Annotated in this window: 19 protein-coding genes and 1 pseudogene; 8 read left to right on the top strand and 12 right to left on the bottom strand. The window is 59.4% G+C overall.

Going from position 1 to position 26,808, the window contains the following annotated elements; translation table 11 throughout:
- Positions 1–914: 914 nt before the first annotated feature.
- Positions 915–1,376: a type II toxin-antitoxin system YhaV family toxin gene (locus PC358_RS06790; RefSeq protein WP_033698409.1), complete on the bottom strand. Its 462-nt coding sequence runs from the start codon at positions 1,374–1,376 to the stop codon at positions 915–917.
- The gene (locus tag PC358_RS06785) at positions 1,376–1,693 is read right to left on the bottom strand and encodes a type II toxin-antitoxin system PrlF family antitoxin (RefSeq protein ID WP_033698407.1); all 318 of its coding nucleotides are present in this window, start codon (positions 1,691–1,693) and stop codon (positions 1,376–1,378) included. Before PC358_RS06785 ends, PC358_RS06790 begins: the two co-directional genes overlap by 1 nt.
- Here PC358_RS06785 and PC358_RS06780 point away from each other — a divergent pair, their 5' ends adjacent.
- The 3 genes from PC358_RS06780 (at position 1,694) to PC358_RS06770 (ending at position 6,270) form a co-directional block, all read left to right on the top strand.
- A complete protein-coding gene (locus PC358_RS06780) occupies positions 1,694–2,767 on the top strand; it encodes a hypothetical protein (protein WP_241380999.1) in 1,074 nt (357 codons plus the stop codon).
- Between the two features lie 69 nt (positions 2,768–2,836).
- Entirely contained in the window at positions 2,837–4,306 is a 1,470-nt protein-coding gene (locus tag PC358_RS06775) for a DUF262 domain-containing protein (protein WP_050506070.1), read from the top strand.
- A complete protein-coding gene (locus PC358_RS06770; RefSeq protein ID WP_033698406.1) occupies positions 4,306–6,270 on the top strand; it encodes a DUF262 domain-containing protein in 1,965 nt (654 codons plus the stop codon). The genes PC358_RS06775 and PC358_RS06770 overlap by 1 nt, the downstream gene beginning before the upstream one ends.
- A 71-nt stretch (positions 6,271–6,341) precedes the next feature.
- Here the strand turns inward: PC358_RS06770 and PC358_RS06765 are convergent, their stop codons facing one another.
- From PC358_RS06765 to PC358_RS06735, 7 genes are read right to left on the bottom strand one after another with little or no spacing between them, the layout of a single operon-like run.
- The gene (locus tag PC358_RS06765) at positions 6,342–7,484 is read right to left on the bottom strand and encodes a helix-turn-helix transcriptional regulator (protein ID WP_338053586.1); all 1,143 of its coding nucleotides are present in this window, start codon (positions 7,482–7,484) and stop codon (positions 6,342–6,344) included.
- Positions 7,485–7,519: 35 nt separating this feature from the next.
- The gene (locus tag PC358_RS06760; protein WP_033698405.1) at positions 7,520–7,927 is read right to left on the bottom strand and encodes an SMI1/KNR4 family protein; all 408 of its coding nucleotides are present in this window, start codon (positions 7,925–7,927) and stop codon (positions 7,520–7,522) included.
- Positions 7,928–7,939: 12 nt separating this feature from the next.
- On the bottom strand, positions 7,940–8,527 hold the full coding sequence (locus PC358_RS06755; RefSeq protein ID WP_033698402.1) for an HNH/ENDO VII family nuclease: 588 nt from the start codon (positions 8,525–8,527) through the stop codon (positions 7,940–7,942).
- On the bottom strand, positions 8,524–11,787 hold the full coding sequence (locus tag PC358_RS06750; RefSeq protein WP_033698400.1) for an ATP-binding protein: 3,264 nt from the start codon (positions 11,785–11,787) through the stop codon (positions 8,524–8,526). The genes PC358_RS06755 and PC358_RS06750 overlap by 4 nt, the downstream gene beginning before the upstream one ends.
- 4 nt (positions 11,788–11,791) lie before the next feature.
- The gene (locus tag PC358_RS06745) at positions 11,792–12,721 is read right to left on the bottom strand and encodes a hypothetical protein (protein WP_241381008.1); all 930 of its coding nucleotides are present in this window, start codon (positions 12,719–12,721) and stop codon (positions 11,792–11,794) included.
- 11 nt (positions 12,722–12,732) lie between these two features.
- A complete protein-coding gene (locus PC358_RS06740; RefSeq protein WP_033698398.1) occupies positions 12,733–14,991 on the bottom strand; it encodes a dynamin family protein in 2,259 nt (752 codons plus the stop codon).
- On the bottom strand, positions 14,988–15,995 hold the full coding sequence (locus PC358_RS06735) for a dynamin family protein (protein WP_077068445.1): 1,008 nt from the start codon (positions 15,993–15,995) through the stop codon (positions 14,988–14,990). The genes PC358_RS06740 and PC358_RS06735 overlap by 4 nt, the downstream gene beginning before the upstream one ends.
- Before the next feature lie 846 nt (positions 15,996–16,841).
- Here PC358_RS06735 and PC358_RS06730 point away from each other — a divergent pair.
- Positions 16,842–17,139: pseudogene (locus PC358_RS06730) on the top strand (ATP-binding protein); the annotation flags it as partial.
- Between the two features lie 452 nt (positions 17,140–17,591).
- Here the strand turns inward: PC358_RS06730 and PC358_RS06725 are convergent.
- Positions 17,592–18,506, bottom strand: coding sequence for a LysR family transcriptional regulator (locus PC358_RS06725; RefSeq protein ID WP_033698396.1), 915 nt, complete (start codon positions 18,504–18,506; stop codon positions 17,592–17,594).
- A 204-nt stretch (positions 18,507–18,710) separates the two neighbouring features.
- On the opposite strand from PC358_RS06725, the gene PC358_RS06720 reads away from it, so the two are divergent.
- The 3 genes from PC358_RS06720 (at position 18,711) to PC358_RS06710 (ending at position 22,987) form a co-directional block, all read left to right on the top strand.
- Entirely contained in the window at positions 18,711–19,736 is a 1,026-nt protein-coding gene (locus PC358_RS06720; RefSeq protein ID WP_033698394.1) for a zinc-dependent alcohol dehydrogenase family protein, read from the top strand.
- A 513-nt stretch (positions 19,737–20,249) separates the two neighbouring features.
- Positions 20,250–21,632 carry a hypothetical protein gene (locus tag PC358_RS06715; RefSeq protein ID WP_033698393.1) on the top strand — a complete coding sequence of 461 codons (1,383 nt, stop codon included), beginning with the start codon at positions 20,250–20,252 and terminating at the stop codon, positions 21,630–21,632.
- The gene (locus PC358_RS06710; protein WP_033698392.1) at positions 21,632–22,987 is read left to right on the top strand and encodes an aminotransferase class I/II-fold pyridoxal phosphate-dependent enzyme; all 1,356 of its coding nucleotides are present in this window, start codon (positions 21,632–21,634) and stop codon (positions 22,985–22,987) included. The genes PC358_RS06715 and PC358_RS06710 overlap by 1 nt, the downstream gene beginning before the upstream one ends.
- Before the next feature lie 61 nt (positions 22,988–23,048).
- Here PC358_RS06710 and PC358_RS06705 read toward each other — a convergent pair whose 3' ends face one another.
- A complete protein-coding gene (locus tag PC358_RS06705; protein WP_033698391.1) occupies positions 23,049–24,350 on the bottom strand; it encodes an MFS transporter in 1,302 nt (433 codons plus the stop codon).
- A gap of 66 nt (positions 24,351–24,416) precedes the next feature.
- Entirely contained in the window at positions 24,417–25,730 is a 1,314-nt protein-coding gene (locus PC358_RS06700; protein ID WP_033698389.1) for an L-fuconate dehydratase, read from the bottom strand.
- Between the two features lie 101 nt (positions 25,731–25,831).
- Between PC358_RS06700 and PC358_RS06695 the strand changes: the two genes are divergently transcribed.
- Entirely contained in the window at positions 25,832–26,779 is a 948-nt protein-coding gene (locus tag PC358_RS06695) for a LysR family transcriptional regulator (protein ID WP_033698387.1), read from the top strand.
- Positions 26,780–26,808: the final 29 nt, after the last annotated feature.

The raw sequence follows: 26,808 nt of genomic DNA, 5'->3' as shown, positions 1-26,808 counted from the left end.
TTGATGTCAAGCATTTATTTCGGACAAGTAAATCGAGCTGTCAATAGTCGCGTCAAAGGCAACTGTCCTTGAATTATCTAATCCTGGGGCGGTGCTGGCGGCTTCAGCGCCTAAGCGTCTCGCCTCGAACCGAAATCCGATTCATAGTTTCGCTCATTGGAGGCGGTGATCGATCTGTTTAAAGGTGGCGACTGAGTTGTAGGAAAAATCGTCGGAGTGCATTGGGTTTCGTTACAAAATGTTCCTCTAGTATCCTTTTGCACCGCACCCTTGTATCGCACATCTTCAAGATGTCAAAAGTAGAGGACTCATTATTCCGAGTAGCCATGAAAGCAACTCCCGTCAGCCTCTGCGTATAGCGCAGTAATAGGTGTCATTGGCGTGTACCATAGTCGGAGATGACAAGTCTTGCGGTTGCCGTTATTGACTTTCCAACTTCGATCTGGAGCGGCCACCTACGCCGCAATGTTGTCCGGGCATGTCGCTGGGCATGATTTGTACTGTGTCCCGTGACACCGTCAGGGCACTGGCTGACGATATGGGGGGGAGGGTTGTGGCGAAAGCATGGGCAGAGATGGACATCAGTCCAACCAAGAAGGTCCCACTCCATGCGCTGTGGTAGGGCGTGGTGCTGTGTCACGGCCGTTCACTGTGTTCGCTGTCTCGGCTTATCGCGTCGGCGAGTGCCATGGCAGTTGTCCGGCCGGACTGTTGCCTTCATGGTGTTCTGATCAAAGACTGTCCGGATCGCAAAAGAACATTTGGACATTCATATAAATCAAATGGTTATGAATGGGAAGTTGGATTTGTACCCGCAGATGTACCCCTTTCAACAGCAGCTACGAGTGGATTGCAGTGGACGCAACAAGGAGGGATTGGTTTCAAAGGTGTAATCCCTCACCCACTCGCGCAATTTATGCTTTGGGCTCGTCCCAGTCGCTACGCGTCGCAGCAGTCAGCGCATCCCAGTCATCAGGAGGGTTGCCGCGGCCCAGCATCTTCTCGAATACGGCGTAGGGATCGGATTTACTGCCTGCGGACCGTAGGGTATTTTCGTCGTTGACCCATGCATAGACGATGACCTTGGACCTTGAGTCGTAGCGAAAGAACAGTCGAAAGCGCCTGCCGATTTTTGCGCGGCGCCAATGTCGGTAGGCGGTGCCCAGCGTGTTGCCTTGGCGGAACTCATCACGGCCTGGGTTGGCAGGCACAGCCTCCATGATCAGATGGCTCAGTGCCCGAAACAGCTTGACGTTGGCGTTGCTCTCAAAACCTTGCGGATCGTTCTGCTCGGCTCGGGCGGCGGCTTCTTGCAATTTGCGTAGCTGTAAAGTCACACCTTCATGGAACAACAGTGTCCAGCCATGTCGCAGCATCAGATCGCGACCTCTCCGTCGATATCTTCGTCCAGGCTTACGGAGTGGTTTGCGTTGGCGAGCATGGTTTTTGCCAAGTCTTCCGGCAGGGTGGTGAGGTTGCGGCCGCCTCTGATATCAGCCTCCAGCAAACCCAGGAACGCACCGATGGCAGGGTCTTCGTGGGTGGTTTCTACGCGGCTGACCACGATTTCACCCCCGCGTACGTCGAATGCGATCTTGCCACCAGTGTCTACGCCCAAAAGCTGGCGAACGGATTTGGGCAGTGTGACCTGTCCCTTCGAGGTTAGCGTTGCGATTTCGTGGATGGCAGGCATGTGCGTTCTCCCGGATGTATTGATTTAAGGGTAAGGAATAATCCTTACGAGGTCAATCTTGGTTTTCTGCTGATCAAGCATAAGCGGGGAGGACGCTCAATAGCACCGCAGGATGAGTTACACCACTTCCAGGGACACGATCTGTATGCTTGCCGAACCCAGCAGAAATTGGCAATCTCCGCTGGAATATCAAAAAGATATCATGCAGTGCTCCAAGCCCTGTGCATGGACGCTTTAGAGAAAAAGGGAATTCCCATGCCGCACGCGGTGAAAACGATCACCCATGCGCTCGATGAGGCGCGTGCGTTGATGGCTGACTGGATCGCGCCTGAAGGCGCCAGCGACGCTGACACTTTGAGCGAGCTCGTTGGGGTACTGGATAATCGCACCCTCAACGATGCCATGCGCGTCATCTCCGGGCCTTTCCATCAAGGCATCAACCGCAAACTCTTGGCGCCACGCTACAAAGTCGCCCTCGACCTGCTGCAAAAATACGGAGTTATGGTCGACCCCAGCTCGCTCAGCGATGAAGTGGTAGAGCGCCTTCATCCGCGGGTCAACTACCCTCGCTTCAGCTATGGGCAAACCCTGCGCGAGTGGAGCGACGCAGTGTTGGGGGAGGGTGAGCAGGTGCATTTCTTCCTACCTCAGGCACCGCGGCGCAATACTCACCTGGCCACCGTGCAGTTCCTCAGTGATGACGTTCGTGAGCTGACCGACGCGTTAGTCAAAGCCGTCTGCCCTGCAGATGAAGCCGAGACTGAGCCCGCCATCGAAGACCAGGCTTACGAGCCGCAAGTGCGATTGGCGCCACCGTCGGCTTTCGCCGCCGAGGCGCAGGTCATTACCTCGGGCGCACGGCGTGGTGTCAATACGCTTATCGCTTTGGGTGAAGAAGCGCAGGAGCGCTGGTCGCTGGCCATGCTTGAGTGCATTGGCGCAGTCTTGAAAAATCACCAGCAGGATGACGAAGCGGACACGCTGGAAGTGATGGTCGAGTTGGTCGATCGCCTGGACAAACTGGCCCGCGAAGCCCGCAAACTTCTGCAGGAACGTGATTCAGCCGCAAGCTGATGGGTTCGTTGCCCTGGCCCTCTTTTACCTAGCGTGTGGCAGTGCGCCGACACGTACAAGGACAGTCCCATGAATCAGGCTGTGAGCGAACGTCAACTTGCACCATCATCGCCGGTCGAGGTGGATGGTATTGCTGTTGCTTCCACAACGTTGGCCAATGTCTTCAAGGCCGCGAAAATTCCTTCCAGTGATGGCAACTTCATCTTTGGCCACCTGCGGCTGCCCGAGTATCAGCGGCCTTACCGCTGGGGCGAAGAGCAACTTTCGCGGCTGCTCGATGACCTGAGGGCTTTTTTCAGTACTGACGCCCCGGCCCACGACTTTTACCTGGGTAGCATCATCCTTCATCAGAACGGCGGCAATGCGCGTCAGCGCGGCCTGTTGAATATCATCGATGGGCAACAGCGCATCACCAGCCTTGCGCTGATTCATTACCTGCAGCATGGCGACAAGGAGGCGCCTGTATTGACCTACAGCTCACCAGAGAGCCATTCACGCATCCACCGTAACCTCCGCTGGCTCGCACTCCAGCCGCTACCCGAGGTGGACTTCTCGCGTATCAATGTGACGCTGGTGGTCACGCGGCATGAAGATGATGCCTACCGCTTTTTCGAAACTCAGAATACGTCCGGTGTTCGTCTGGGCGGTGCGGACATTATCAAGGCTTACCACCTGCGTAGCGTACCCAACACGGCACAGGATGATTACGCCCGTGCGTGGGAGCGCATGGGGGACCTCAAACCTCTGGTCGCAACATTCATGAAGGCCCGGCATTGGCAAACGCTACGCTGGCGAAATGTAGCGAGTGATCGTGACCCGGTCCTTGAACGTAAGCAAATTGTTGCTGAGTTGGCTGAGCGTACATTGGCAGGTGGTGGCGATATCGCCTACCGGCCGCTGCAGGTGCACCGCGATGCCTGGGGGAAGGAGGCGCATGTCGCCCAGTTTGGCTACGCCATGCGTCAGCCGCTTGGGGCGGGCCTCAACACGATGCGCTTTGTGGAATACTTTCACGGTTTGCGGCAAACGTTGCTGGACACTGCCCGCGCGCCCATTGGTTCATCAGCCTTTTATTACAAGCTTCTGGCCTTGGATGCACGCGGCAGCGTACTCCTGACCCGGGCCTATGACTGTGCGTTGCTCATGTACGCCAGCCAGTTCGGCAGTGCCCGATTGCTCGAAGCCAGCCTATGGATTTTCCGCATGGTGTTCGCGCCACGGCTGATCAACGATGTGAGCGTGCGTGAGGACGGGGTGCAAACCCACCTGCGCAACACGCCGCTGCTGGATTGGATTTCCACAAGCCATACCCACGAAGAGCTTCTGGGCTACCTGCGCGCCTACAAGTACTCTGTCAGTGCTCAGAACCTGGATGTAAACAGCATCAAGCAGCGCTTTGTTCGGTCAGTCTCTGCCACGCTCGGCCTCGAGCTCCCATGGCCGAATTACGGCGAGGTCGCGGCGCGATACGACGCAGAGCTTTGCGCTGCCATCGACCGAATCTGTCTCGCTGACGCTGCCCGCCAAGGAGGCAAATGATGAATGCTCAGGTGCAATCCCAAGTACAAAGTGCAGCAGTGCTGTGTGAAAAGAACATTGCGCTGACGATTCCGTGCTACCAGCGGCCTTATGTCTGGCCCAGTGAAGACGTGAAGGACCTGCTGGAGCAGGTCATTCAGGCAAGCGCTGTTGATGAAAGCGGCACCCCTGAGCAGTCGCACTACTTCATCGGTACTGTGCTGACCAGCCAGGTGCCGTCGGGTGTGGATTCGGCAGCAGACATAACCTACGAGCTGATCGACGGCCAACAGCGCATGACGACGTTGATGGTGCTGGCATTGGCGTTTTGCGAGCAGATGCCTGATTCATCCTTGCGTTCGCTGGTGGTGCTGGGTAGCGCACCACGCCTCACGTTCAACATTCGTGAGGAAGTCCAGGCGCGTTTGAGTGCCTGGGCGGGGCTGACAGACGAAGTTGCAGTGGATGAGGAGGTAGCGTCCAACCCTTATCTGAAACACCTTTGCGCTGCGCGAAAAACGGCATCCGATAGGCTGGACAAGCTCTTGGCGGATGAGGGGCGCGAAGCCCTCGAGCGGGTTGGCCATTACCTTTTCAATCGGGTGACGTGGGTCAACAACGTCATGCCCGCCGGCATGGACCTCAACAAGCTTTTTGCCACCCTCAACACCAGCGGTGTGCAACTGGAACAGACCGATATCCTCAAGGCGCGTTTGATGGAGCGTATCAAGCATCATCGCGCCAGCTACGAAGGTATCTGGCAGGTCTGCGAGAACATGGGGGACTACTTCGAGAAGAACCTGCGCGATGTCTTCAAGCATACGGATTGGGGGGTACTGAAGTTCAACGACCTTGCTCAATATTCGCGGGAGCATTTTCACATCGAGCGTGCCGCTGCAGCTACTCAAGAAGGCCGCACCATCAGTGACATCTCATTGATGAAGCATGCCGCAGAGGCGCCATCTGAAACTGAAGAGGATGATGAGGCCCGCTATCAGTCCATCATCAGTTTCGGCTTATTGCTGATGCATGTGTATCGCATCTACCAGCACGGTATCAAGGCTGCCGATATCGAGACACGGCTCAATGACAGCAACCTGAATGCAAGCTTTGTCGAGTTCGTCAATCGAGCCAGTGCCGCTGAAGCCAAGGCATTCATGGAGTGCTTGTGGCAAGTGCGTTTCCAGTTTGATCGCTGGGTGGTCAAGTGGGTGCGCCTGGGTGAAGAAGACGATCGCACCTTGCGCTTGTGCTCGTTCAACAACCGCAGCAAAGGCCACGGGCCGACCTGGCGTTCGGTCAATCAGGAAACCTCCGACCTGGGCCAGTTGCAAAGCGTGCGCTACTTCACCGGGGAGCGCAGTGCGCAATATTGGCTGACGCCATTCCTGGGGCGGCTGGTTGAGAATCCAGCGTTGTCCGAACATCAGGTGCTTGCCCTGCTTGAGCAGATTGACAACGAACTGTCACTGACAGAGCTGACCCAGAAATACGCGAGTTATCAGTTGTTGTCCCGCGACACCGTCGCATCGGCCCCGCTGGCAAGCAAGCTGAAATACCTGAAACAGGCGCACGGAACCGGGTTCGAGCATTACTGGTTCCAGAAGCTTGAGTACATCCTCTGGCGCGAGCGGCGCGCCTGCACCTGGATGGACAGTGACAAGTTGAATCTCTACCGCATCACCTCGAAAAACTCGGTAGAGCATGTGCATCCACAGAACGAAGAGTTTGATCGATCACTCGCCGATGACTTGTTGCATGGGTTTGGCAACCTGGTGCTGCTCAGTCCGGGCGAGAACTCCTCGTACAGCAATCAGGCCGTGCTCAAGAAGCAGGCGGCATTCCTCGCCAAGCCCAAGTACGATTCCTTGAAGCTCGCGCACATGTTCCATGTGCTGGGTAATGGCAAGCAGTGGGGCAAATCGCAGATCGATGCCCATTGCGAAACGATGCTGGCGCTGATCGAGGCTCACTACAGGGTGTGAAACAACCCCGACCGCGCAGAAACACCTGTATTGCGAGGAGGGTTGATAGATAAGTTGGGCAGGGCGACCCGCTATGCAGTCGCCCGCTCATAACGCTGTAATGTTCCTCGCAGCGTCTCGAGCAACTTATGGCGCAGTTCCACAGGTTGCTCGACCACCAGTCCATCGCCCTGCGACAGCATCCACCAGTTCAGCTGCCAGCTGTCACTGACTGTCGCAGTCAGGCGGTACCCACCTTCGCAGGCCTGCAGCGCCATGTCTTCTGCCAAGGGTGTTTCCCGCAGCAGGCGGGCGAGGCTTTCGCTGACCCATGCCTGCAAACTGATCTTCTGCGGGCCACCGAATTGCAAGGCATCGCTGGCAAGGTACTGGGGAAGGTCGAACTGAGCCGCGCCTTCGCAGGCAGCCGGCAAGATCTCGACGTTGAGAAACCGATGCACTGCGTACTGTCGCAGGTCCGAATAATGATCGGCGGTACCGATCAGGTAGGTGGCTACACCACGTTGCACCAGAGCCAGAGGGTTCAGAGTCAGTTCACTGGTCTTGTTGCCATGGGCGGAGTAGTAGCGGCAAGCGATCTGACGCTCTTCGAGAAGGGCCAGTTGAATCGTCTCGAGAATCTCCGCCGAGATGCTTGGCGCCTGCAGGTTGAGCTCTGGGCGAACACTAGCAACCTTGCTCATCCAGCGCGCCGCCAAGTTTTCATCGGCCATGTTCTCGAGCTTCTTGCGCGCATGCTCGAAGCGGCCCTGCAGTGTCTTGAGCATTCCGTTGGGCAGCAGCGGGCGAATGGTGTCTTCGATGAGTGTCAGGCTCAACGCTTCACTGACGCTCATGCCGGGCAGGTCGATGCTTGCCCCCGGGGCCCAGTGCCAGCCGAACGGTTTGCCTCGGTCATTGCACGTCAGCGGGAACACGCGCGACAGTTCGATCAGGTCGCGTTCGACGGTACGTTTGGTAATGCGATAGCCCGTATCCCGCATTTTCTCGAGCAATTCACCGCTGGTGATGCCGGGGCCCTTGGTGGGTAGCTTGTGTAGCAGTTCCCATTGTCGGCTGATGGTGTCGCGGGAGCTGATTTGTGGCAATTGCGAAGCTTCCTTGTCGAAGCCTGGGCGGTGGCATGCTACCCGGATGGGTAGCCCTTGGCCGCCTCCGGGCAGCAGATCTTTCAGGTAGGCAAACAAGTAATGCGCCTGCAATGCCAGGCGCAAGATGCCCCGCCGCAGGGTGGGGCTATCGTGGGGCGTCAGCCTTGGAAAACATGCTTGATCAGGAATGCTTCCAGGTTGTCGTCCAGGGTACGGACGACGCCACCGTTGGGGGTAGCCCACAGCACGATCCGCTGACTGCGGTTGTCGTACAGGTAGTATTGGCCGTCTCCCAGCTCCAGCAGCGGTACCGCAGTTGCTGGGTAGCTGGGGTCCGATGCCAGGTCCTTGTAGGCATTGAGTGCGTGCAGGAAGTAGTCTTCCGGCACGCCAAGGCCATAGGTTTCGTAGGCGTCATGGGCAATCACGCCGAAGCGCTCCAGGTACTCCCGATACTCGTTGGCGAGTTCGAACCCCAGGTTCGACTCGAGCGTATCGATGTTTGTCTTGGTAGCAGGCCGGGTAGCAGCCTGTTGTTCTGCGACCAGTTTTTCCAGTGTTTTCATGTAGGCACTCGCTTACCGTTGGCTCTCGATCTGTTCGGCTCGCGCCTTCCAGTATTCCTTGCGTTCCTTGTCGAAATCGTCCCGTGCGATTTCCGACTCTTTCAGTTTGTTGTGCAGCACATTGTCATTGCCATTGCCCCTGTGCTCATCGCGTGTGAGCTCGGCCAGGGGAGAGTCCTGCTTTTGCCCAATATGGTGCAACTCGATCGGCCTGCCCTGCGCATCGAGCGGGGCGAGGCCCAGCTTCATGCGCTCCAGGTTGGTGCGGTCGAATGCATCTTTCTGATCGTAATCGATGTCGGTGCGGATCAATGCATCCTTGCCGTTGACCTGGGCCGGCTCCAGGTTGGCTTCTTCGTAGATACGCGCTTCGGCCTCGCTGTTGATGACGTCCAGCAATTCCTTGGGGAAACCGAGCTTCTCCAGCCGTTCACGGGTTTCGTCACCCATACCGGGCAGCTCAAGGCGGTTTTCCTGGGTCAGCACGATCGGCCGATCCAGCTGTGCGATGAGCAGGCATTTGTCGGGTGTTTCCCTGGCGAGCAGGGCGAGGCGGGAGGGGCCGTCAGCCTTCTCGATGGCAAAGTTCTCGAAGTTCACCGGACGCTTCCTTTTTCATGGTGCGCGTGCCACATCGCGTAAATGTCGAGGTGGCTTTCGTGCTGCAGGCTGTAGTCTTTCATCAGGCATTGCTGAGCGGCGAGGGCTAGCTCGGCCGAAAGGCCGTTCGCACTCTGTTCGAGCAGCCCGTCGAGCAATTGGTCCAGGTGCGTGTAGTCATTGGCCTCCTGGATGACCTGATTGACCTGGCGGCGGCAATTGAGCGTATCCACCACCAAGCGCGCCAGGCGCTCGAAGGCTTCCGCTCGCCAGATGCCTGGCGCCTGCTGGTCACGGTACTGTGTGACGATCTGCAACAGGTTGATGCGGGTGCGAGCAGGCAATGGCAGTGCGCACAGGCCCTGCTGCAGCAAGTCGCAGTCAATCTGGGCAGGCGTAACCACGCGCTGGCTGAGCAGCAGCTTCAGCAGTTGGCCGTTGAAGTCACTGCGGGCGATGCCCGCCGTCGCTTGCGGCTGGTATTGGTAGGGCGCTTCCTCGCCTTTGAATTTGCGCACCTGGCACATTACAGGTTCGAGCCAGTCATTCTGATAGACGATAGCTACACCTTTGGGGAGCCTGGCAATCTCGTCCAGCTGCTCGTCATCCAGTGCCACGGACTTACCGATCAGGCGGCGATCGGTTTCATCGGGCAGGCGCATGATGATCTTGGTGTTGGTGTTGCGAATCGCGGAAATGTCCACGGCATGGGGCGATTGGTCTGCGATGATGAAACCTTCACCGTAGGTACGCATCTCGGCAATGGCGTTGGTCAGCATTTCTACAGACTTGGCCATCAGCCCCGCACCCTCGGCGCCGCCTTCCGGGCTGCGTTTGAGGATGTTGTGGGCTTCTTCCAGCACCGTGACGTGGCGCAGGGGCTGGTTCATGCCGCCGTGGGCCATGCGGTGCTCGCTCAGGCGCATCACCAGGATACCCATGATCAGCGCCTTGGTTTCTGAAGAACCGATGCGGCTGAGGTCGACGATCACATTGCTGTCGAACAGGACGTCGTTGTCGATTTCGTCGGCCACGAACAGTTGGCCATTGAGGCCGTTGGTCAGTGATCGAATGCGGGTCGACAGTGAGCCGATGTAGTTGCCTTTGAGCTCTTGGGAATAGGCCGACGCCTCGATTACTTCCTGTAGCGTTTCCAGCAGGTCGACGAAGGTGGGGAATATTTCCTCGTTGTAGCGGTTGCTCGAGCTTTCCAGGTCCCAGCCACAGCGCAGGTAGGCTTGCAGGATTGCGTCCTTGAGCACTGCGGGCATGGCAGCGTACATCGGCCAGCAGACGTTGAAGATCTCCACCAGGCGGTCGACATGCTCGAGCACGTGGATCGCTGCCGGGAAGCGGAACGGGTTGATTCGCAACAAGGCGCTGTGCGCCGGGTGGGTGCCGAGCACAGTCACGTCGCTGCGATGGCCGAACACATGTTTGTATTCGCCCTTGGCGGGTTCGATGACAAGGAATGGCACGCCAGCGGCGCTGACCTGGTCGAGCATTTCGTAGAGCGTGTTGCTCTTGCCTGCTCCTGTGGAACCGCTGATGAACACGTGGCTGGACAGCTGGTCCATGTCCAGCTCGATGGTCTGCGGCAGGTTTTCCCACAGGTGACGGATGTTGCCCAAGGAAAGCTGTCTGGCGCCTGGGCGCCGCGTGGCCTGGCCGTCCAGGCGCTGCACCTTGCGTCCGAATGCCTGGGTTTCGACGACCGACACGGTTGAAGTGGAGCGCCGTGGCAGGCTCAGCTGGATTGCCATTTCCTTGCCGGAAATCAGCGTAGCAGGGGTCACGAACGGCACCGGCACGCGGCTGGCGAACGCAGGTTTGAGTTCGGGGTGGCTAAGGCGCGTGAGCCATTCCAGCACCGCAGACTTGTTAATCGACGTCCAGGTGGTGAGCGCAAAGTCTTCGTGGCTGGATTTGCTGCCGCGTACCAGGCCCAGGAAGATACTCGCCAGCGATTCGGACGAGGCGCTGCTGTCACCGATGAAGTAGGCGGCAGAACTCCAGCCGCCGTAGGTCTTGGCTTCGTCGATACGTTGCAGATGGTGATCAATCCGGGCCAGCAGCTGCTCGATGGTCTTGTCCACCGATTCGATCGACAGCTGCCGGTTGCTACCGCTGGTACGGTTGACCGATTGGCTGTCGGTCGTGCTGCTGGTGTGGGTTGTCGACTGTGTACGGGCAGAGGACTCACTCCAGGACGTGCCATTGCTTTCGCTGGTGCCTCTGGTAGCCGAATGGCTAGCACCTGTGCTGCGTGTTTCGTTGAATGCAGCGGCGATGCCTGACCCAACCTGAGCACCGACCACCGCGCCCACCGGGCCCAGGAACGATCCGGCAAGCGCGCCGATGGCGCTACCGGCAATGGCGGCTGCCTTCGAGGCTTCGGTTTGCGAACTGAAGCTTTCAGTGGTGCCGTTGCTCTCGCTGGTGGAGGTACCGGTCGTATGGCTGGTGCCGCGAGTTTCGGTAAGGCCAAGGCTGTGGCCAAGGGAGGTGCTCAGGCCTTGGCTGATACTCAGGCCAATGCTGTCGCTGTCTTGCTCGCCATAGGAAAGCTGCTGTTTTGCCAACGGCGAAAGTTGGGTCGCCACCTGTTCGTAGCCGATTCGGATGGTATCCAGTTTCTGCGAAGAAACGGGTTCCGCCAGGATCAGTGCCTGGTATTCGCGCCGCTCTGCTGCGTCGATGAAGCGCTCCAGCCCCTGCATGAAGTGGTCGCGGTTTTCAGTCGACAATGCAGGTACGCCCGTGACTGCGGTAATGCTGGCAGATGGGTTGCTTTTCTCGTTTTCGAGCTTGTCGAGCAGCGCATTGGCGTCCTGGACGCTCAGCGGTTGCAGCGCACTACCCGGGAAGTGGCCTTTGAAGGTCTCCCGCAGCAACTCGCCGGAGTTGTGGCCGAGCATCTTGCCGGGTTCGCCACGGGTGCCAATGAACAGCTCAGTCTCGATGCCATTGGAGCGCAGGAACAGGAACACCGTATAGCCAGCGGCGCCCAGTGCGGTATAGGCGGCAGTGGTACTTTCCAGCACCGACTGCTTGTTGTCCTGGACGATGCGCTCGACGCGGAATATCCGCAGGTCGCTGGCGCGGTTCAGGCTGATGCGCTGGTTTGAAGCGATGACCGGGTACTGCTCCAGTTCGCTCAGGTAGCTGCGATTGATCAGCGCACGCCCAGCGGCCAGGGTGAGCGTGGCGTTTTGCTGGATTTCGCGGATTGCCAGCGGGGTCAGGGTCGAGGTTGCCATGGCGTTATTTCACCAGCGCAACCAGGAAGACCACCAGCGCAGCCAGGGCGCCGCCGACAAGCAAAGCGGCTTTGAAGACTGGCTTGCGGTCGTTGTCTGCGGCGCGGGGTTGCGATTGGTGGCCTTGGTTAGCCTGGTGCGACTGTTGTGACCGGGAATTCTGCGGTTGAGGGCGGTGCGAAGCGGGTGCGGCTTGGCCAGCGTTCGCACTGGCACTGGCACGTGGTTTCGGTTGCACGGGCGCGAAGCCGTCTACGCCTTGATGGCGCAACAGGTCACGTACTTCGATGAGGTGCAGGAAGCGTTCCTGGGCGTAGTTGGTCTTGAGGTAGACAACCTGCAGCTCATAGTACTCGCTCGTCCACAGCTTCTGGTCCGACTCCATCGCGCGAGCGAATGACTTCTCAGAATAAGCTTCCAGAAGCGCTGGAACCTGCTTGACCGCCCAGGTCAATGCAGCACGGAGGTCGGCAGAGGTCAGGCGATTGTCATCCAGTTCCATGCGAAGGGCGGTCCGGATGGTGAGCAGCTCGCCTTCCTGTACGAACTTCCTGAGGTTGGAGGAGGGCTCATAGTTTGACTGCACGTTGACGTCACTCTCGGTTTGAGGTTCTGAAGGCGTTTGCGTAGGCACAAAACCTTTCACCCCGGTTTTGCGCAGATGCTCGCGAACGGCAAGCAAGTGCTCAATGCGCTCCCGGGCGAAGTTCTGCTGAGTGAGCCACATTTGACGAGTCAGGTAGTCTGCACTCCAGCTCACGGGGTCGAGGTCAAGGGCATTTTTCCCAACCCCTGGCTCGAAGGGCAACAGCAGCTCCGGAGTTTGTTTCTCGGCGCGATCCAGAAGGTCATTGAGCAGGCCGGTGCTGGCATTAGGGTCCTTGATTGACAGCAGATAACTCTTCCTGGCTCCGGCAAGCATATCGGTGGTCATGTTGGGGCTCCTTAAATAGCCAATGTGCTGTCGAGCTTGGTTTTGAAGTTATCGATCCAGGCACGCAGTGCCTTGGCTTCGGAAACTGCAACCTCGCGGGCGTTTCGGTCTGTGGTTTTGGAACTCAAGGACGTCAGCAGTTCGGCAAATTTGAGGTCAAATTCGCGGGTCATGAATGCAACGTATTGTTCGATCAAACGGTCCTTGCCAACCTCAATTTCCTTACGAGCGTTCTCGACCAGGCGTGTGAATTCGGCCTGGATTCGAGTGGAACGCTCCTGCCAGAACTTCTCGAGATCGACGTAATTTTCGTTGCCGTAATCCCGTACCGTTCGGGTCGAGCCCCAGGAGAAGGGGTTCCACCAAGAGCTGTCGCTTACCTCGCGTGTCCCAATTACAACGCGTTTTACTTGAATATCATCCTGGCATACGGACAGATTGAATGAGATGTTCGAGGCCGCCTGTTTAAGCCCCTCGAAAATTGGCAGGTTCAAGCTCTCGGTGCCTTGGAAGATTTCTGTGACGTAACGCTGATACTCGGTGTGCAGGTCTTGGCGGATAAGCTCTTGGCTGGAGACGAACACCGACTCGTACTGGTTCACCAGCTTCCGATGGTTGAACTGCAGCAGCTCTTCCGCTTCTTGCACGCGCGCTTCGGCAATGCTTACCCGAACGTCGTTTTGCATGAAGTTTGCGCCCAGCTGCTTGATGATGGGCCCAATAACGGCTTCCAGCTTGGCCAGTTCAAGCTCTGTGTCTCGCGGGAGCGCCTTGCCCTCGCGCTCCAGCTTGTCTTTGTAAGCTGCGGTGTCGAAGCCTTTTTCCTGCCGCTGCTGCAGGCCCTGGATCTCCTCGTTCAGATGGGCCAGGGTCCTTTCATCTTGTTGCAGTTGTTCGATCAGGTCAGTTTCATTCAAACCCACTCGAATGGCGTGACCCAGGGCTTCATAGGCGCGTTTGAGCCGGTGCGGCAGGTTGTACTTGTCGATGTACTCGTCGATCATCGCTTCGACTGCCGGCAACCCGCTGCTGAGCAGCAACGGGGAGTGGCGTTTTTCCTGCAGCGAGCGATGCACGCGAGAGGTGATCGGCATGTACTGCATCATGTTCATGCTTGGTTCTTCGCTGAACATGTCTGCCATCGACTTATGCTCGTTGCGCTCCTTGCGCGTGTGCAGGTCGCTCGGTTTGCGGATCAAACGCGTGAGGTTGGCAGAGATCGGATAAATCAGGGGGTTCTGAATACCATTACTGGTGAGGTACTGGTTCACACGCTTGAGTACAGAAGGGATATCTTCTCCCTGCTCAGGATCAAACACGTCCATTTTGTTGATCACGAAGATGAAGCGATCCTTGCTTTGCTTACCACCCTTGCGCATGGTCTCGGCGACCAGGCCGAGCAGATTGCTGTCATCGTTGGTGCCCAGCTGGCTGGCATTCAGCACATACAGGATAAGCGGGTTGCGCCGGGAATCCTGAATGAAACTCATGGTCTTGAGCTGATGCTCTTCATCCTGGCTATTGTTAGGGCCGGGGGTATCGGTCAGGACCAGGCGCACGTCCTCGCGCTCGCGAATCGCTACGATGTTGCCTTCGATATCGATCAGCTGGGTGTCCTCGAGTTGGTTCCACTCTTTGAGGCATTCCAGGTCGACATTGTCAGCCGCACCCACTTCTTCACCTTTGCGGTTGAAGCGTTTGGCCGAGAATCGATCGGTCATCCGATCATTGTCCGTGATCCGGGCAATTGTCGCAGTCGTCGCTTCGTTCGCCGCAGGGAGCAGGTCGCGCCCCAGCATCGCGTTGATCAATGTCGACTTGCCCGATGACATGGTCGCGACGACATAAACATCGAAGTCACGGTTGAACGCTTCTTCGATGGACTTGCGAACCTGCTCGTTGTCAGCAATGAACTGATCGAATTGAGTGTGCTCGCGCGCCTCGGCCATCAGGGCGCGGATCTGCTCCAGGCGTTGTTCGGTAGGTACGGTCTGGTGCCACTCCAGTTCCACCTGCATGCCATTGGCAATGGCCACGTTAGCGGCTTCCTGGATATCCAGGAAGTCAGACTCAACACCTGTAAAAGCGACATGGAAGCGATTGTCGCCGTTGAACAGTTCGCTCAATTCATCGAACAATTTTTCGACCCACAACTGCAGGCGCGACTCCTTGTAGCTCGACAATTTGCAGCCGTCTGCCGGGGCCTGGTCGTTGATCGAGAAAATCGTTTCGACGGTGAAAGGGTTGTGTGTGATATGGATGCGGTTCATGGATTCTTGATCGATTGACGTTGATGTTTGATCAGGGCCTCTACGGTCTTCAAACCGCTGATGGCCACCAATTGCTGCAAATCGTTTTTTTCGCAGGCTTGCGCGTCGAGCGCTTTGAGCTGACGTTGCCGTTCCAGGCTGCTGAGTGCCTTGAATACGCCTTTCTTGATGGTGTCTGGCACCACCGTGGCGTGAAGCAGCGAGCGCTTGTTTTCCTGCAGGTCGGCAAGCGCCTGGTGAAGCCTCAACCGCTGCGAGCGAGTCAAGGCCTGGGCCTTGAGGGCCTTTCGGGCATAGAGCGCGACGTTGGCCATGGTCGGGATGATGATCGGTTGTTCAAAGCCAATGGCTGTGAGGTAGCGGTGAGCCTTGCCGACATAGGCATCAATGGTTTCACCCGTCTCAGGGTCCAGCAGGTCGACTTTGTTTAGGATGAAGTAGATCGTGTGGTCAGGTCGGGTCGCGAGTTCATCACGAATTTGCTCCAGCAGCGCGCGATCATCCTGCGTGCCCAGTTGGCTGGCATTAAGCACATAGCACAGGGCTTTGAAAGAAACAGTCCGTACCGCTTCGAGCATCAGCTCTGCATGCCTGTGGTCCTGGCTGTTGTTCGGGCCGGGGGTGTCATGCAATACCAGGCCAGATGCAGGGCTGGGTACGATTTTGAAGTTGCCTTTCAAGCAGATTCGCTTCACTTCGCTGTTGGCATTCCAGTCACGAAGCATCGCGGCTGAAGTGTCCTTAAGCCGCGCAAGCTCTTGATCATCATGCGAGTAGCAAGCACCGTCGAAGGCCCGCGCGCCTTGGCGGTGTTCGACACGCGTCATGCAAGCGGTAGTGGCTTCGTTGGCGGTGTGCAGCAATTCTTGCCCGATCAGGGCATTGATGAACGATGTCTTGCCTGCACTCATGGTCGCCAGTACCAAAACATCGAAGGGGGCGCTACTTGTCTGACGGGGCCTCGTTTTTCCCGAGCGGGCCACTGACCTTGTTGCATGCTTCATGTTTCTCACGGTCCTGTTGAGCCGATGGCATTCATGGCGATATGGAGAGTGCTGTTGAAAAAATACGGGAGGCGAGGGCGTTCGCCCTGTCCGCTGGAAACAGCCTTGCATGAAGTTGCGACAAGTTGAGTCGCAAGCTCCATGCAACTGATCAGATCATCGGGGTGGCGTACCTGGTACGCAAACTACGAGGCGAGCTTGGGGCTGCATCCAGCGGCTGATGCTTTCGATCAGGCTGGAGGAGAAAAAAGACTGTGAGCAGGCGCAAAGAAACGTCCTTGTGTCAGTTGGTGGCATATTGCTACTTGCGGCAGTATCGCACCTTACGAGCTATCAACGTCAAGCAGAAAAACTTGAATGCCACCATGGTCTGAGAGTGCCGCATCGTGCGCTACTGAATGCAGAAAGGGAGGTTGGAGCCTGCTGTGGTTACGCAAAAGGGGTAAGAGCCGTGAGGCTGCGCAGGCAAGGGCGACCCAGTTGAACAGGGCACGAGAGGCGACGCCGTTGATGAGTTTGTGCTGAATCGGGTAGGGCATCAATAGATGCCCGAGAGTGCCCGGGCCTCTGGCTTACAGCAGCAATTGTGCTTCTACAGAGAATGCGCCTCTACATCCATTCCATTCATGATGTTTTCAATGATGGTATCGCGCATGTCACGTATTTCTTTGGGGTAGCGGTTGGTGTGTTGCTTGCAGTACGTGGCCATCAACTGCTTGGCGTGCTTTTTCTCCGTTACCGCGATAAATGCAGACTGTCATCGCGACAATGTGATGGTCAGGATATTGCCCAGAGGCTTGTCAGTTTCCGGGCAGCCTCTACAGGACAATAATGACCAGAGGGTGTTTGGTGACCCGTCTCGAAGCCGATCGCCTGCACCACAGCGGCTGCCTGGAAGACATCGACTACCGCAGCGCTCGCGTGCTGGCAAAGGCCTTGATCCTGCGACTGAACAGGAAGCATTGTCTACGCGATGGGCTGAATTTGATAATTAGCGGCCCGACCGGAGTTAGGGAAACCTCGTTCGACTGTGCACTTGCCCAACTAGACCCGTCGGCTTGGCTGCAATGTGCGTTACTTGCGCTTACCACGCTTGATGGGAGAGCCGTGTCTGGCTAACGGCGACGGTCCACTAGCGAAACTGACACCGACTACACTGTGGCTGGCCTGTGATTCTTGAAGGGTGGTCAGGGCATACTTCAATTACTAGGCGGTGCTGGAAACCCGGTCGCGTCTAGATGGTTTTCGAGTTGCGGTCTGTTGCTTATGGTGGCAAGCCCCCAAGCGACGTAGACAGAGGAACAGGCTTCAGTAGCGCGTTATGGATGGCTGCTCATCCTTACCCAGAGGGGCGCTTTGCGTCACGTACTTGAGGCAGGGGTGGATGCGGGGGCGCTCGTCTTTGGCATCCAAGAGGAATAGCGTGGTCGACAGATTACTGAAAGAGCTGAGCATCTTCGGTTGGGGGCATCCTTTCAAACCATCCAAAGCGTGCCCTCAAATATGCCCAAAATTTAGCAATTAACTGGAAGTAAATGGCTATTCGAGGCTAGAAAAAGGCAGAAATGATTAGCTAATCAAGCATGCGCGAAGCCCCTAAAGACTGTCAGGGTCCCCAAAAAACATCTGTATCCGCGACCGCAACCATCGCTCCGCCGGGTCGTTATCCTGCGCCCCGCGCCAAGCCATGTGCAGCTCGAAACTGCGCACTTCAATCGGCAGATCTTCCGCCCGCAAGCCCCCCGCAGCCGTCAGTGCATCCGCCGTGTAGTCCGGTACCGTGGCAACGATATCGGTCCCCGCCAGCAAACTCCCCAGCCCGTTGAACTGCGGCACCGCAAGCACCACGTGGCGCTTGCGGTCAATTTCTTCGAGCGCTTCATCGATGAACCCGGACAGGTCGCCGGCGAACGACACCAACGCATGCGGCCGGGCGCAGAAGTCATCCAGGGTGATGCTGCCCGGCACGCTGTCGGCACGCAGCAGTTTCGGCTTGCTGCGGCGCAGCACCTTGCGCTTGGCGTTGGCGGGCAGTTCACTGGTGTAGCTGACCCCCACCGAGATTTCGCCCGAGGCCAGCAAGGTAGGCATCAGCAGGTAATTGACCCGGCGCACCACCAACACGATACCCGGCGCTTCGGCGCGGATACGCTTGAGCAGTTGCGGCAGCAGGGCGAATTCGGCGTCGTCCGACAGGCCGATGCGGAACACCGCATTGCTGGTGGCCGGGTTGAACTCGGCGGCGCGGCTGACGGCGGTGGAGATGGAGTCCAGCGCCGGGGAGAGCAGGGCGAAGATCTCATGTGCCCGTGCCGAAGGTTCCATGCTGCGGCCGGTGCGCACGAACAACGGGTCGTCGAAGAGGTTGCGCAAGCGCGACAGGGCCGCGCTGATGGCCGGCTGGCCGAGGAATAGCTTCTCGGCAGCACGGGTCACGCTGCGCTCGTGCATCAGCGTTTCGAACACGATCAGCAGGTTGAGGTCTACACGACGCAGGTCGTTTCGATTCATCGGTGCGCTTCGCCTAAAGTGGGGCAGGGGTGAATCTTAAGGCCAAAGGCTGTTACCCTGCACCGATTTCCGGGTGCCAATTCATAGGAATGTCAGGTGCCCAATCGATGACAAGCATGTCGACTATTAATGACCACTGATGGTCTAACGGCCAAAGCCCGGATAAAGTCCGTGGTATTAGAGGTTCACAAGGCGAGGTATGCGATGTCCCGCATGATCCGATTCCACAAGTTCGGCGCTGCCGATGTGCTCCGTTGCGAGGAGCAGGCCGAACCGTCGCCCGCCGCCGACGAGGTGCAGATCCGCGTCCAGGCAATCGGCGTCAGCTGGTATGACGTGCTCTGGCGTCAGAACCTGGCCCCCTCCCAGGCCCGCCTGCCGGCGGGGATCGGTCATGAAATGGCCGGGGTGGTGACGGCTGTCGGCGAAGGGGTCGAGGACATTGCGGTGGGCGACCGGGTCGCCAGCTTCCCGGCCACCAGCGCCAATGATCACCCGGTATACGGCGACGTGATCGTGCTGCCACGCACGGCAATCACCCGGTATCCGGATATCCTCACGCCTATCGAAGCCAGCGTGCACTACACGCCGCTGCTGATCGCCTACTTTGCCTATGTCGACCTGGCCCGCGCCAAGGCCGGGCAAACGGCGCTGGTCACCGATGCCAGCCACTGCGCAGGGCCTGCGTTCGTGCAACTGGGCAAGGCCCTGGGGCTGAAAGTGTTTGCCGCCACCAAGGCGCCCGAGCAACGCGAGTACTTGCTGGGGCTGGGGGCGGACAAAGTGATCGTCACCGAGGAGCAGGACCTGCTGCTGCAGATCGGCAAGTACACCGACGGTCGCGGCGTGGACATGGTCCTCGATGGCATGGGTGGGCCGCAGATGTCGCTGCTCGGCGATGTCCTGGCACCCCGAGGCAGCCTGGTGTTGTATGGCCTGCAAGGTGGCAACCAGACGCCATTCCCGGCTTGTGCGGCGTTCCAGAAGAACATTCAGTTCTATGTGCACTGCATCGGTAACTTTACCGGCAAACCGGAATTGGGCATCAGCCAGGACCAGGTCGCGCTGCAGCGTGCCTTGCGCGATATCAACCAGTTCACCGCCGACCAACTGCTGACGCCGCAGATCATCAAGGTGTATCCGTTCGATCAGGTGGTCGAGGCACATCGGTATATGGATGAATGCCCTTGCGGGGGGCGGGTGGTGCTGGATATGGCGCAGCCTGCGTGATCTGACATTGACGACAACAGGAACCCGGGCACAGTCCCGGGTTTTTGTGTTTTGCGGCTGCACATTTTCAGCGTGATACTTGTAGATAATCAGATGCATCCTACAAATTAATAATACGTGGACTACATACTTCAAGGGGTTACCGTTTATTGCGGTAATATCCTGGAAGAGATTTGAAGTTGAACGCTTGCAGTGTTCCATTCATTGTGTATTGACGCACTGGCTGAATGGTTTTTTTACCCTTATCTGTATCTTCTATTCGATGTACAACTCTCGATAATGGCCTAGTGATAGTTTGCGCAAGGAGCGTGGAATGAGCATGGCTATGCCCGAGCCAGGGCAGTGTATGGCGGCAGCCTGTCATCAGTGTGGGGCATTTTTTTCGATGGCTTGGCGACAGAGCATGTCACATCGTTACTTCCCAAGACTTGTAGGAAAATTCTTCAGGATCGATGCACTACACGGTGTGCAGTTGACCGTGTAATGAATGCATGAAGTTGATGAGGTGATTACGTGAGCGCTATTCACGAACAGGCTATGCACTATATCTACCAGCAAGTGCTGGAACGCTTGTTGAGCCATATGTCCCAGGCGCAGCGCGCGTCCGTGCAGTTGCTGATACAGCGGCTGCTGGTGGCTGCCGGTGGCCCCGAATACATCGGCACATTCCGTTTGCTGGTACTGCAGGGCAATGACCGCCGAAGTGCCCACCTGTTGGCCATTCTGCGCGCCGCCCAGTTGAGTATTGCCTTGCGCGCCCCGGTGACCTTCCAGTTGCGGGTACTGGTGGTCAACCTGCCGACTGCCGGCAATGCCGCGCTGGACAACCATGAGCGCAGCTTCAACGCCTTGTTCATGCAGGACGACCCGCGGGTACAACTGCAGATGACCGAAGGCTGCGAGGTGGTGCCGTTCAATCGTCGGCCCTCGGCGTCGACCGAGCGCTGGGCCCTGGCACGCAATGCCATGCTGATGTTCGGGCACGGGGTCGATGCCCGGCCCGAAGCCCTGCTGGGCAGCCGGCTGCATCTGGAGCTGGCGGGTGCCGTGGGGGTTGCGCTGCAGGCGCAGTCGCGTGCGGATGTGCTGATTACCGCCGTACCTGCCCGGCAGCGACGCCGTTACCTGGCCTGGGCCCGGCGTAGCCTGTGCCAGGCAGGGGAGCGCGGGCCCCATCTGCTGCATCAGTGCCTGGCGACATTGGCCAGCGGGCTGGGCAGGTTGCAGGGGGTTGCCGGGTCACCCCTGGAGCCTGTGGGCGACCCCAGCCGCGTGGTCGCGGAGGATGCCACGTTGCGGGTGATCGCTATCGATGACTTGCTGCCGCATCTGCTTGAACAAGAGCAGCTCGACCTCATGCTCGGCTGCCGCCTTGACCCTGACCAGGACGCCTGGCCGCTGGCGGCATTCATCGACCCTAAGGCCCTGGCACAGCTGCACGAACTGCGCGCTCGTTGCAGCGAGCCAATGGGCCATCGACAGGCGTTGCGGCTGGCCGGCCCTTGCGCTTTCGATGGGCAGCGCGAGCCAGCTTCGGGGCATCCGGGCAAAGCCTACGGCATCAGCCAGACCCAGCTGATATGCCTGTTGTTCAGCCCCTTTGCCAGGCAGGGCAAGGGCCTTGAACGTTTTCTGCAATGCCGTCATCCCGACATGCAGGTGGCGTTGCCCTACCTGCATCGGGCCTTGCAAGGTAAACCGTGCCCCGATGCGGTGAAGGACTGGTTGGTGAATACCAGTGGCTTGGCACTTGTGCAACTGCGCGCGATTTATGAGGGGCGTCTGCAACCCGCGTCCAGGCGCTTGATGGCGAACCTGGCCCGGCGTGATGTGCACCTGAAATTGTTGCCGGCGCCGTTCGTAGCGGGACGACCTGGCCTAGAGGGCTTGCCCTGATGGGGCGATCGCTGCCGGGCGACTACGCCTATCGCAAGGTGTATCACTACCTCGAATCGCTGATCGACGAGGCCCAGGGGCTTGAACCATGGCGCCTGCCCTCGTTGCGCACGCTGTCCCGGCGCTTGCGCGTATCGCTGGCCACTGTGCAGAGCGCCTACAGCCTGCTTGAAGAGGAGGGCCGGGTGCATTGCGTGCCGAGGTCGGGCTACTTCGTGCGCGTGGATGGGCAGCCGGGTGGCCCGCCGTTGCCAGCACCGAGCGGGCTAAGCAACGTACCGACGCAGCCCATGCTGGAACGTTCATTGTTTACCCACGAGCGGCGCCTGGCACGCCAGCGGGCTTGGGCGGCTGCCCCGCTGGAGGAGGTCGGCAGCGCGCGGCTGCGTAATGCGCTGGCCGAACGCTATACCCGCTCATCCAGCCATTACTGGCGTGCCGAAGAGGTGCATCTTGCCCCCGATGTACAGGCGTTGCTTGAGGTTGTGCTGGCGGCGCTGGCCCTGCGCGGGGGCACCGTGCTGGTGTGCTCGCCGTGCTGCTGGCAAGTGCTGCGCGCGTTGCAGCGTTGCGGCATGCGCGTGCTTGAGGTGCCACTGAACGCATACGGCGCTGCAGACCTGCAGGCGTTGGCGGGTTTGCTCAGCGCGGAGCCGGTGGGCATGCTGATCATGCCGTCCTGCCTGAGCATGCCCCAGGGCCGGCTGATGTCGCAGCACGACCAGCAGCAGATAGGCCAACTGCTGGGCGAGTACCCGGTGTGGTTGCTGGAGAACGACCTGGACAGCGAGTTGTGCTTCAGCGGGCCGCCGGCTGCGCGCTTGCGCGATTGGGTCGACCCGCGCTGGCTGTTGATGATGGGCTCGTTCGAAGCTGCGGTGGGCGGCGAAGCGCCCTACGCCTATGTGCTGGGGCGGCATGCAACGCTGACCGAGGCCTTCGCCCAGCGTGCGTTTCAGCTCGCGCCCTTGCGGCTGCAGGCGCTGGCGCTGATGCTTGGCAAAGGCGAAATCGAACGCCAGTCAGAAAAGCTGCGCGCAGAACTGCAATGGCGCATGGAGTGCCTAGGCCAACAACTCAGGTTGCAACTGGGTGAGCAAGTCTCCTTCCAGATGCCCGAGGGTGGCTGGACCCTGTGGCTGCGGTTACGCCGGCCAGTGCCGTTGGATGGCATCGTGGCGGCGCTGTCAGGCACCGCCTTGCGTGTGGTCCCGGGCGGGCAACACAGCCTGCAGGTGCGTCATCAGCAATACCTGGCGCTGCGGTGGGTGGGGGAAGGGCTCGATGCGCTGCAACAGGCTCTGGAGAAGCTGGCGCAGGCGCTGGAGCTGCGTTGCGGCCGGCCAGTGGGGTAGCAGTCGAGGGTAAATGGTAACAGGGGCCACTTTGCGGCCCCTGTTGCGGGTGCCCGTCTGCCTACTGTTCCTGCCCCTGGCGCAAGCGGGTGCTGATCAATGCCGCCAGTACCAGCATCGAGGCGATGATCCACAAGCCGTTGCGGGTGCTGCCGGTTGCCTGCTCGATCAGGCCCATCACCGACGGCCCGACGAAGCCGCCAAACAGGCCGCACGTGGTGACGAAGGCCAGGCCCGCCGCCAGCGCGTTGCCGCTCAAGCGGCTGGAGGGGAAGACGAAGATGATCGACTGCACCACGAACAGCATCAGCGCGGTCAGCGAAAACCCGATCAGGCCGATGAACGAACTGGACAGTGAGGCGAGCAGCAGCCCGGCCGACATGGTCAGCAACCCGAAGAACAGCAGGGTGCGGCAACGATTGGGCGAGGTCGCCAGGCGGGGGAATGTCGCAGCGCCAATGGCGGCGGCAATCCACGGCACCGAGGTCAGCAATCCGACCTGGAAGGGCGACAGCGCGGCATAGGTGCCGATGATGCCAGGCAAGAAGAAGATCACCGTGTAGATGGTGATCTGGTGCACGAAGTACACCGCGATCGCCAACCAGATCTGCTTGTCGCGAAACATCTGCCCCAGCTTGCTTTGTTGCGGCGCCGCAGCCCGTTCGGCGCTCAGGCGGCGCTCGATGTCCTGGGCATCGGCGGCTGACAGCCAGGGCGCCGATGCCGGGCCATCGGGCAGTTTTTTCCACACCACGTAGGCCAGGGCCACCGCAGGCAGGCCTTCGAGCACGAACAGCCATTGCCAGCCGTGCCAGCCCAGCACGCCGTCCATTTCCAGCAGGGCGCCGCCCAGCGGCCCGCTGAGGATGTTGGCCACGCATACCCCCAGCAGGAAGTAGCCGGTGGCACGGGCACGCTGTTCGCGGTCAAACCAGTACGTCAGGTACAGCATGACGCCAGGGAACAGGCCGGCTTCGGCCACCCCCAGCAGCAGGCGCATGATGTAGAACGAGGTTTCGCCCTGGACGAACGCCATGCCCGCCGAGAGCAGGCCCCAGGTGATCATGATGCGGGTGATCCAGAAGCGCGCGCCGACCCGGTGCATGATCAGGTTGCTCGGCACTTCGGCCAAGGCATAGGTCAGGAAGAACAAGCCCGCGCCCAGCCCATAGGCCGCCGCCGACAGGCCCAGGTCGATGCCCATGCTTGCCTTGGCCAGGGCGATGTTGGTGCGGTCGAGAAAGCTCATCACGTAGACGACGATAAGCAGCGGCATCAATTTGCGCAGCAACAGGCCGTTAAGGCGCTGTTCGGTAGCGACGGCAGGCGCGGCGGCCGCTGTCGTGCCAGTGAGGATTGTCATTGTTTTTTCCCCGTGAAAAGTGCTGGTGGTGTGCCGCGCCAATGGCGGCACACCGAGGTGGGTAGGTCAGGAACGGTTGATGTCGAGCCACACCGCGCCATTGGGGTACTGGTAGCGCTCCAGGGTGTCAGCGTGCATTTCGATGCTGTAGCCCGGGCGCTGCGGTGGCATGTAGCGACCGCGACGGATCACCACCGGGTCGAGGAAGTGTTCGTGCAGGTGATCGACGTATTCCAGCACCCGATTGTGCAGCGAGGCCGACACGGCGATGTAGTCGAACAAGGCAATGTTCTGCACATATTCGCACAGCCCGACCCCGCCGCCATGCGGGCAGACCGGCACATCGTACTTGGCGGCCATCAGCAGCACGATCAGCACCTCGTTGAGGCCACCCAGGCGGGCTGCGTCCAGCTGGCAGAAGTCCAGCGCGCCGGCCTGGAACATCTGCTTGAACATCACCCGGTTGTGGCAGTGCTCACCGGTGGCCACGCCAATGGGTGCGATGCGCTGGCGGATGGCGGCGTGGCCGAGGATGTCATCCGGGCTGGTGGGTTCTTCGATCCACAGTGGCTCGAACGCCGCCAGACGGCGCATGTTGGCCACCGACTCATCGACGCTCCAGACCTGGTTGGCGTCCATCATCAGGGTGCGTTCCCAGCCAATTTCGTCGCGCAGGATGCTGGCGCGGCGGATGTCTTCTTCAAGGTCAGCGCCGATTTTTTGCTTGATGTGGGTCCAGCCGTCCGCCACCGCCTCACGTGCCAGTTGGCGCATCTTCTCTTCGCTGTAGCCGAGCCAGCCGGGTGCGGTGGTGTAGCCGGGGTAGCCTTCGCGCAGCATCTGCGCTTCGCGCTGGGCCTTGCCTGGCGCCTGGCGGCGGAGCAGGGCGATGGCCTCTTCGGGGGTCAGCACGTCGGTCACGTAGCTGAAATCCAGGCAACGTACCAGTTGCTCAGGGGTCATGTCGGCCAGCAGTTTCCACACCGGTTTGCCTTCGTGCTTGGCCCACAGGTCCCAAACGGCGTTGACGATGGCCGCCGTGGCCAGGTGGATCACGCCTTTTTCCGGGCCCAGCCAGCGCAGCTGGCTGTCGCCGACGGTGAAGCGGTGCCAGAACGCGCCCATGTCGGCAGTGATGTCTTCCAGGGTCTGGCCAACGATCATCGGTGCCAGCGACTGCACCGCTGCCGCGCAGATCTCGTTGCCGCGGCCGATGGTGAAGGTCAGGCCGTGGCCTTCCAGGGCAGCGGCATCGGTGTGCAGCACGACGTAGGCGGCCGAGTAGTCAGGGGCGCTGTTCATGGCGTCGGAGCCGTCCAGCGACAGCGACGTCGGGAAGCGGATGTCACGAACGCTCAGGTGGGTAATGCGTATGCTCATGGCGGACTCTTGTTCTGGTCGGGCAGTGGGAGACCTGACTGTAGGTTGTCGAGCGATACAGGCATAATCGCCAATTCCTAAGTAGGGATATCGAAATTGATATGTCTCAGATGCCCCCGGACACGCCGCCGCTGACGCCATCTCTCGGCACATTGAAGATTTCCAGCCGCCAGATCACCTTGCTCAACGCGCTGGGCGAATTTGGCAACCTGCGCCGCGCCGCTGCGGCCATGCACACCACGCAACCGGCGGCCAGCCTGCTGTTGCAGCAACTGGAAGAACGCCTGGGCGTGCGCTTGTTCGAGCGCCTGCCGCGCGGCATGCAGCCGACGCTGTATGGCGAGGTGATGATTCGCTATGCGCAGAACGCGCTGCACGAGTTCGAGCATGCCCAGGCACAGATCGCCGAGCTGGCCCGCGGTGCCTCGGGCCTGGTCCGGGTGGGCAGTGTCATGGGGCCGGTGCCCGGCCTGCTGACCAAGGCGGTGCTGGCCTACAAGCGCGACCACCCCAAGGTGCGGATCTCCCTTGAAGTCGGGACCAGCGACACCTTGCTGCCGGCGCTGTTGCGCGGTGATTTCGACATGGTGGTCGGGCGCCTGCCAGACCAGAGCGACAGCCAGGACCTGAACATCGAACTGTTCGAAGGGGGTGAGCAGATGCGCGTGATCGCCCGCGCCGGGCACCCGTTGGCCAACGCCAAGGCATTGCAGCTGGCAGACCTGGTGGCCCTGACCTGGATCCTGCACCCCATCGGCAGCCCCATGCGCCGGCGGGTCGAGAGCGCCTTGCAGGCGGGCGGCATGGTGCAGTCGCTGGACATCGTCGAAACCGCCTCGATCCTGGCCACCACCGCCATGCTCGAAGCCTCCGAAATGATTGCCGTGGTGCCCAACGATGTGGCCCAGCACTATGCGCGCTACGGCATGGTCGCCATCCTGCCGGTGGAGCTGCCGATCACCATGGCCAACCTGGGCTTGCTGACCCTGCGCTCGCGGCCCAATTCCGTGGCTCTGGACCGCTTGCTGCAGTACCTGCGGGCGCAATAGCCATGCCTTCACACCTTTTCGAGGTTGCC

It is taken from the genome of Pseudomonas capeferrum (assembly GCF_000731675.1).
Taxonomy (GTDB): Bacteria; Pseudomonadota; Gammaproteobacteria; order Pseudomonadales; family Pseudomonadaceae; genus Aquipseudomonas; species Aquipseudomonas capeferrum.
Note: the sequence above shows the minus strand (reverse complement) of the source record. Positions and strands in the feature narration are given on the sequence as shown.

What these genes read in the sequence shown, in the direction of transcription:
- PC358_RS06790 (WP_033698409.1), bottom strand. Translation starts at nt 1,376, where the DNA reads ATGCTGCGACATGGCTGGACACTGTTGTTCCATGAAGGTGTGACTTTA.
- PC358_RS06785 (WP_033698407.1), bottom strand. Translation starts at nt 1,693, where the DNA reads ATGCCTGCCATCCACGAAATCGCAACGCTAACCTCGAAGGGACAGGTC.
- PC358_RS06775 (WP_050506070.1), top strand. Translation starts at nt 2,837, where the DNA reads ATGAATCAGGCTGTGAGCGAACGTCAACTTGCACCATCATCGCCGGTC.
- PC358_RS06770 (WP_033698406.1), top strand. Translation starts at nt 4,306, where the DNA reads ATGAATGCTCAGGTGCAATCCCAAGTACAAAGTGCAGCAGTGCTGTGT.
- PC358_RS06760 (WP_033698405.1), bottom strand. Translation starts at nt 7,927, where the DNA reads ATGAAAACACTGGAAAAACTGGTCGCAGAACAACAGGCTGCTACCCGG.
- PC358_RS06750 (WP_033698400.1), bottom strand. Translation starts at nt 11,787, where the DNA reads ATGGCAACCTCGACCCTGACCCCGCTGGCAATCCGCGAAATCCAGCAA.
- PC358_RS06745 (WP_241381008.1), bottom strand. Translation starts at nt 12,721, where the DNA reads ATGACCACCGATATGCTTGCCGGAGCCAGGAAGAGTTATCTGCTGTCA.
- PC358_RS06740 (WP_033698398.1), bottom strand. Translation starts at nt 14,991, where the DNA reads ATGAACCGCATCCATATCACACACAACCCTTTCACCGTCGAAACGATT.
- PC358_RS06735 (WP_077068445.1), bottom strand. Translation starts at nt 15,995, where the DNA reads ATGAAGCATGCAACAAGGTCAGTGGCCCGCTCGGGAAAAACGAGGCCC.
- PC358_RS06725 (WP_033698396.1), bottom strand. Translation starts at nt 18,506, where the DNA reads ATGAATCGAAACGACCTGCGTCGTGTAGACCTCAACCTGCTGATCGTG.
- PC358_RS06720 (WP_033698394.1), top strand. Translation starts at nt 18,711, where the DNA reads ATGTCCCGCATGATCCGATTCCACAAGTTCGGCGCTGCCGATGTGCTC.
- PC358_RS06710 (WP_033698392.1), top strand. Translation starts at nt 21,632, where the DNA reads ATGGGGCGATCGCTGCCGGGCGACTACGCCTATCGCAAGGTGTATCAC.
- PC358_RS06705 (WP_033698391.1), bottom strand. Translation starts at nt 24,350, where the DNA reads ATGACAATCCTCACTGGCACGACAGCGGCCGCCGCGCCTGCCGTCGCT.
- PC358_RS06700 (WP_033698389.1), bottom strand. Translation starts at nt 25,730, where the DNA reads ATGAGCATACGCATTACCCACCTGAGCGTTCGTGACATCCGCTTCCCG.
- PC358_RS06695 (WP_033698387.1), top strand. Translation starts at nt 25,832, where the DNA reads ATGTCTCAGATGCCCCCGGACACGCCGCCGCTGACGCCATCTCTCGGC.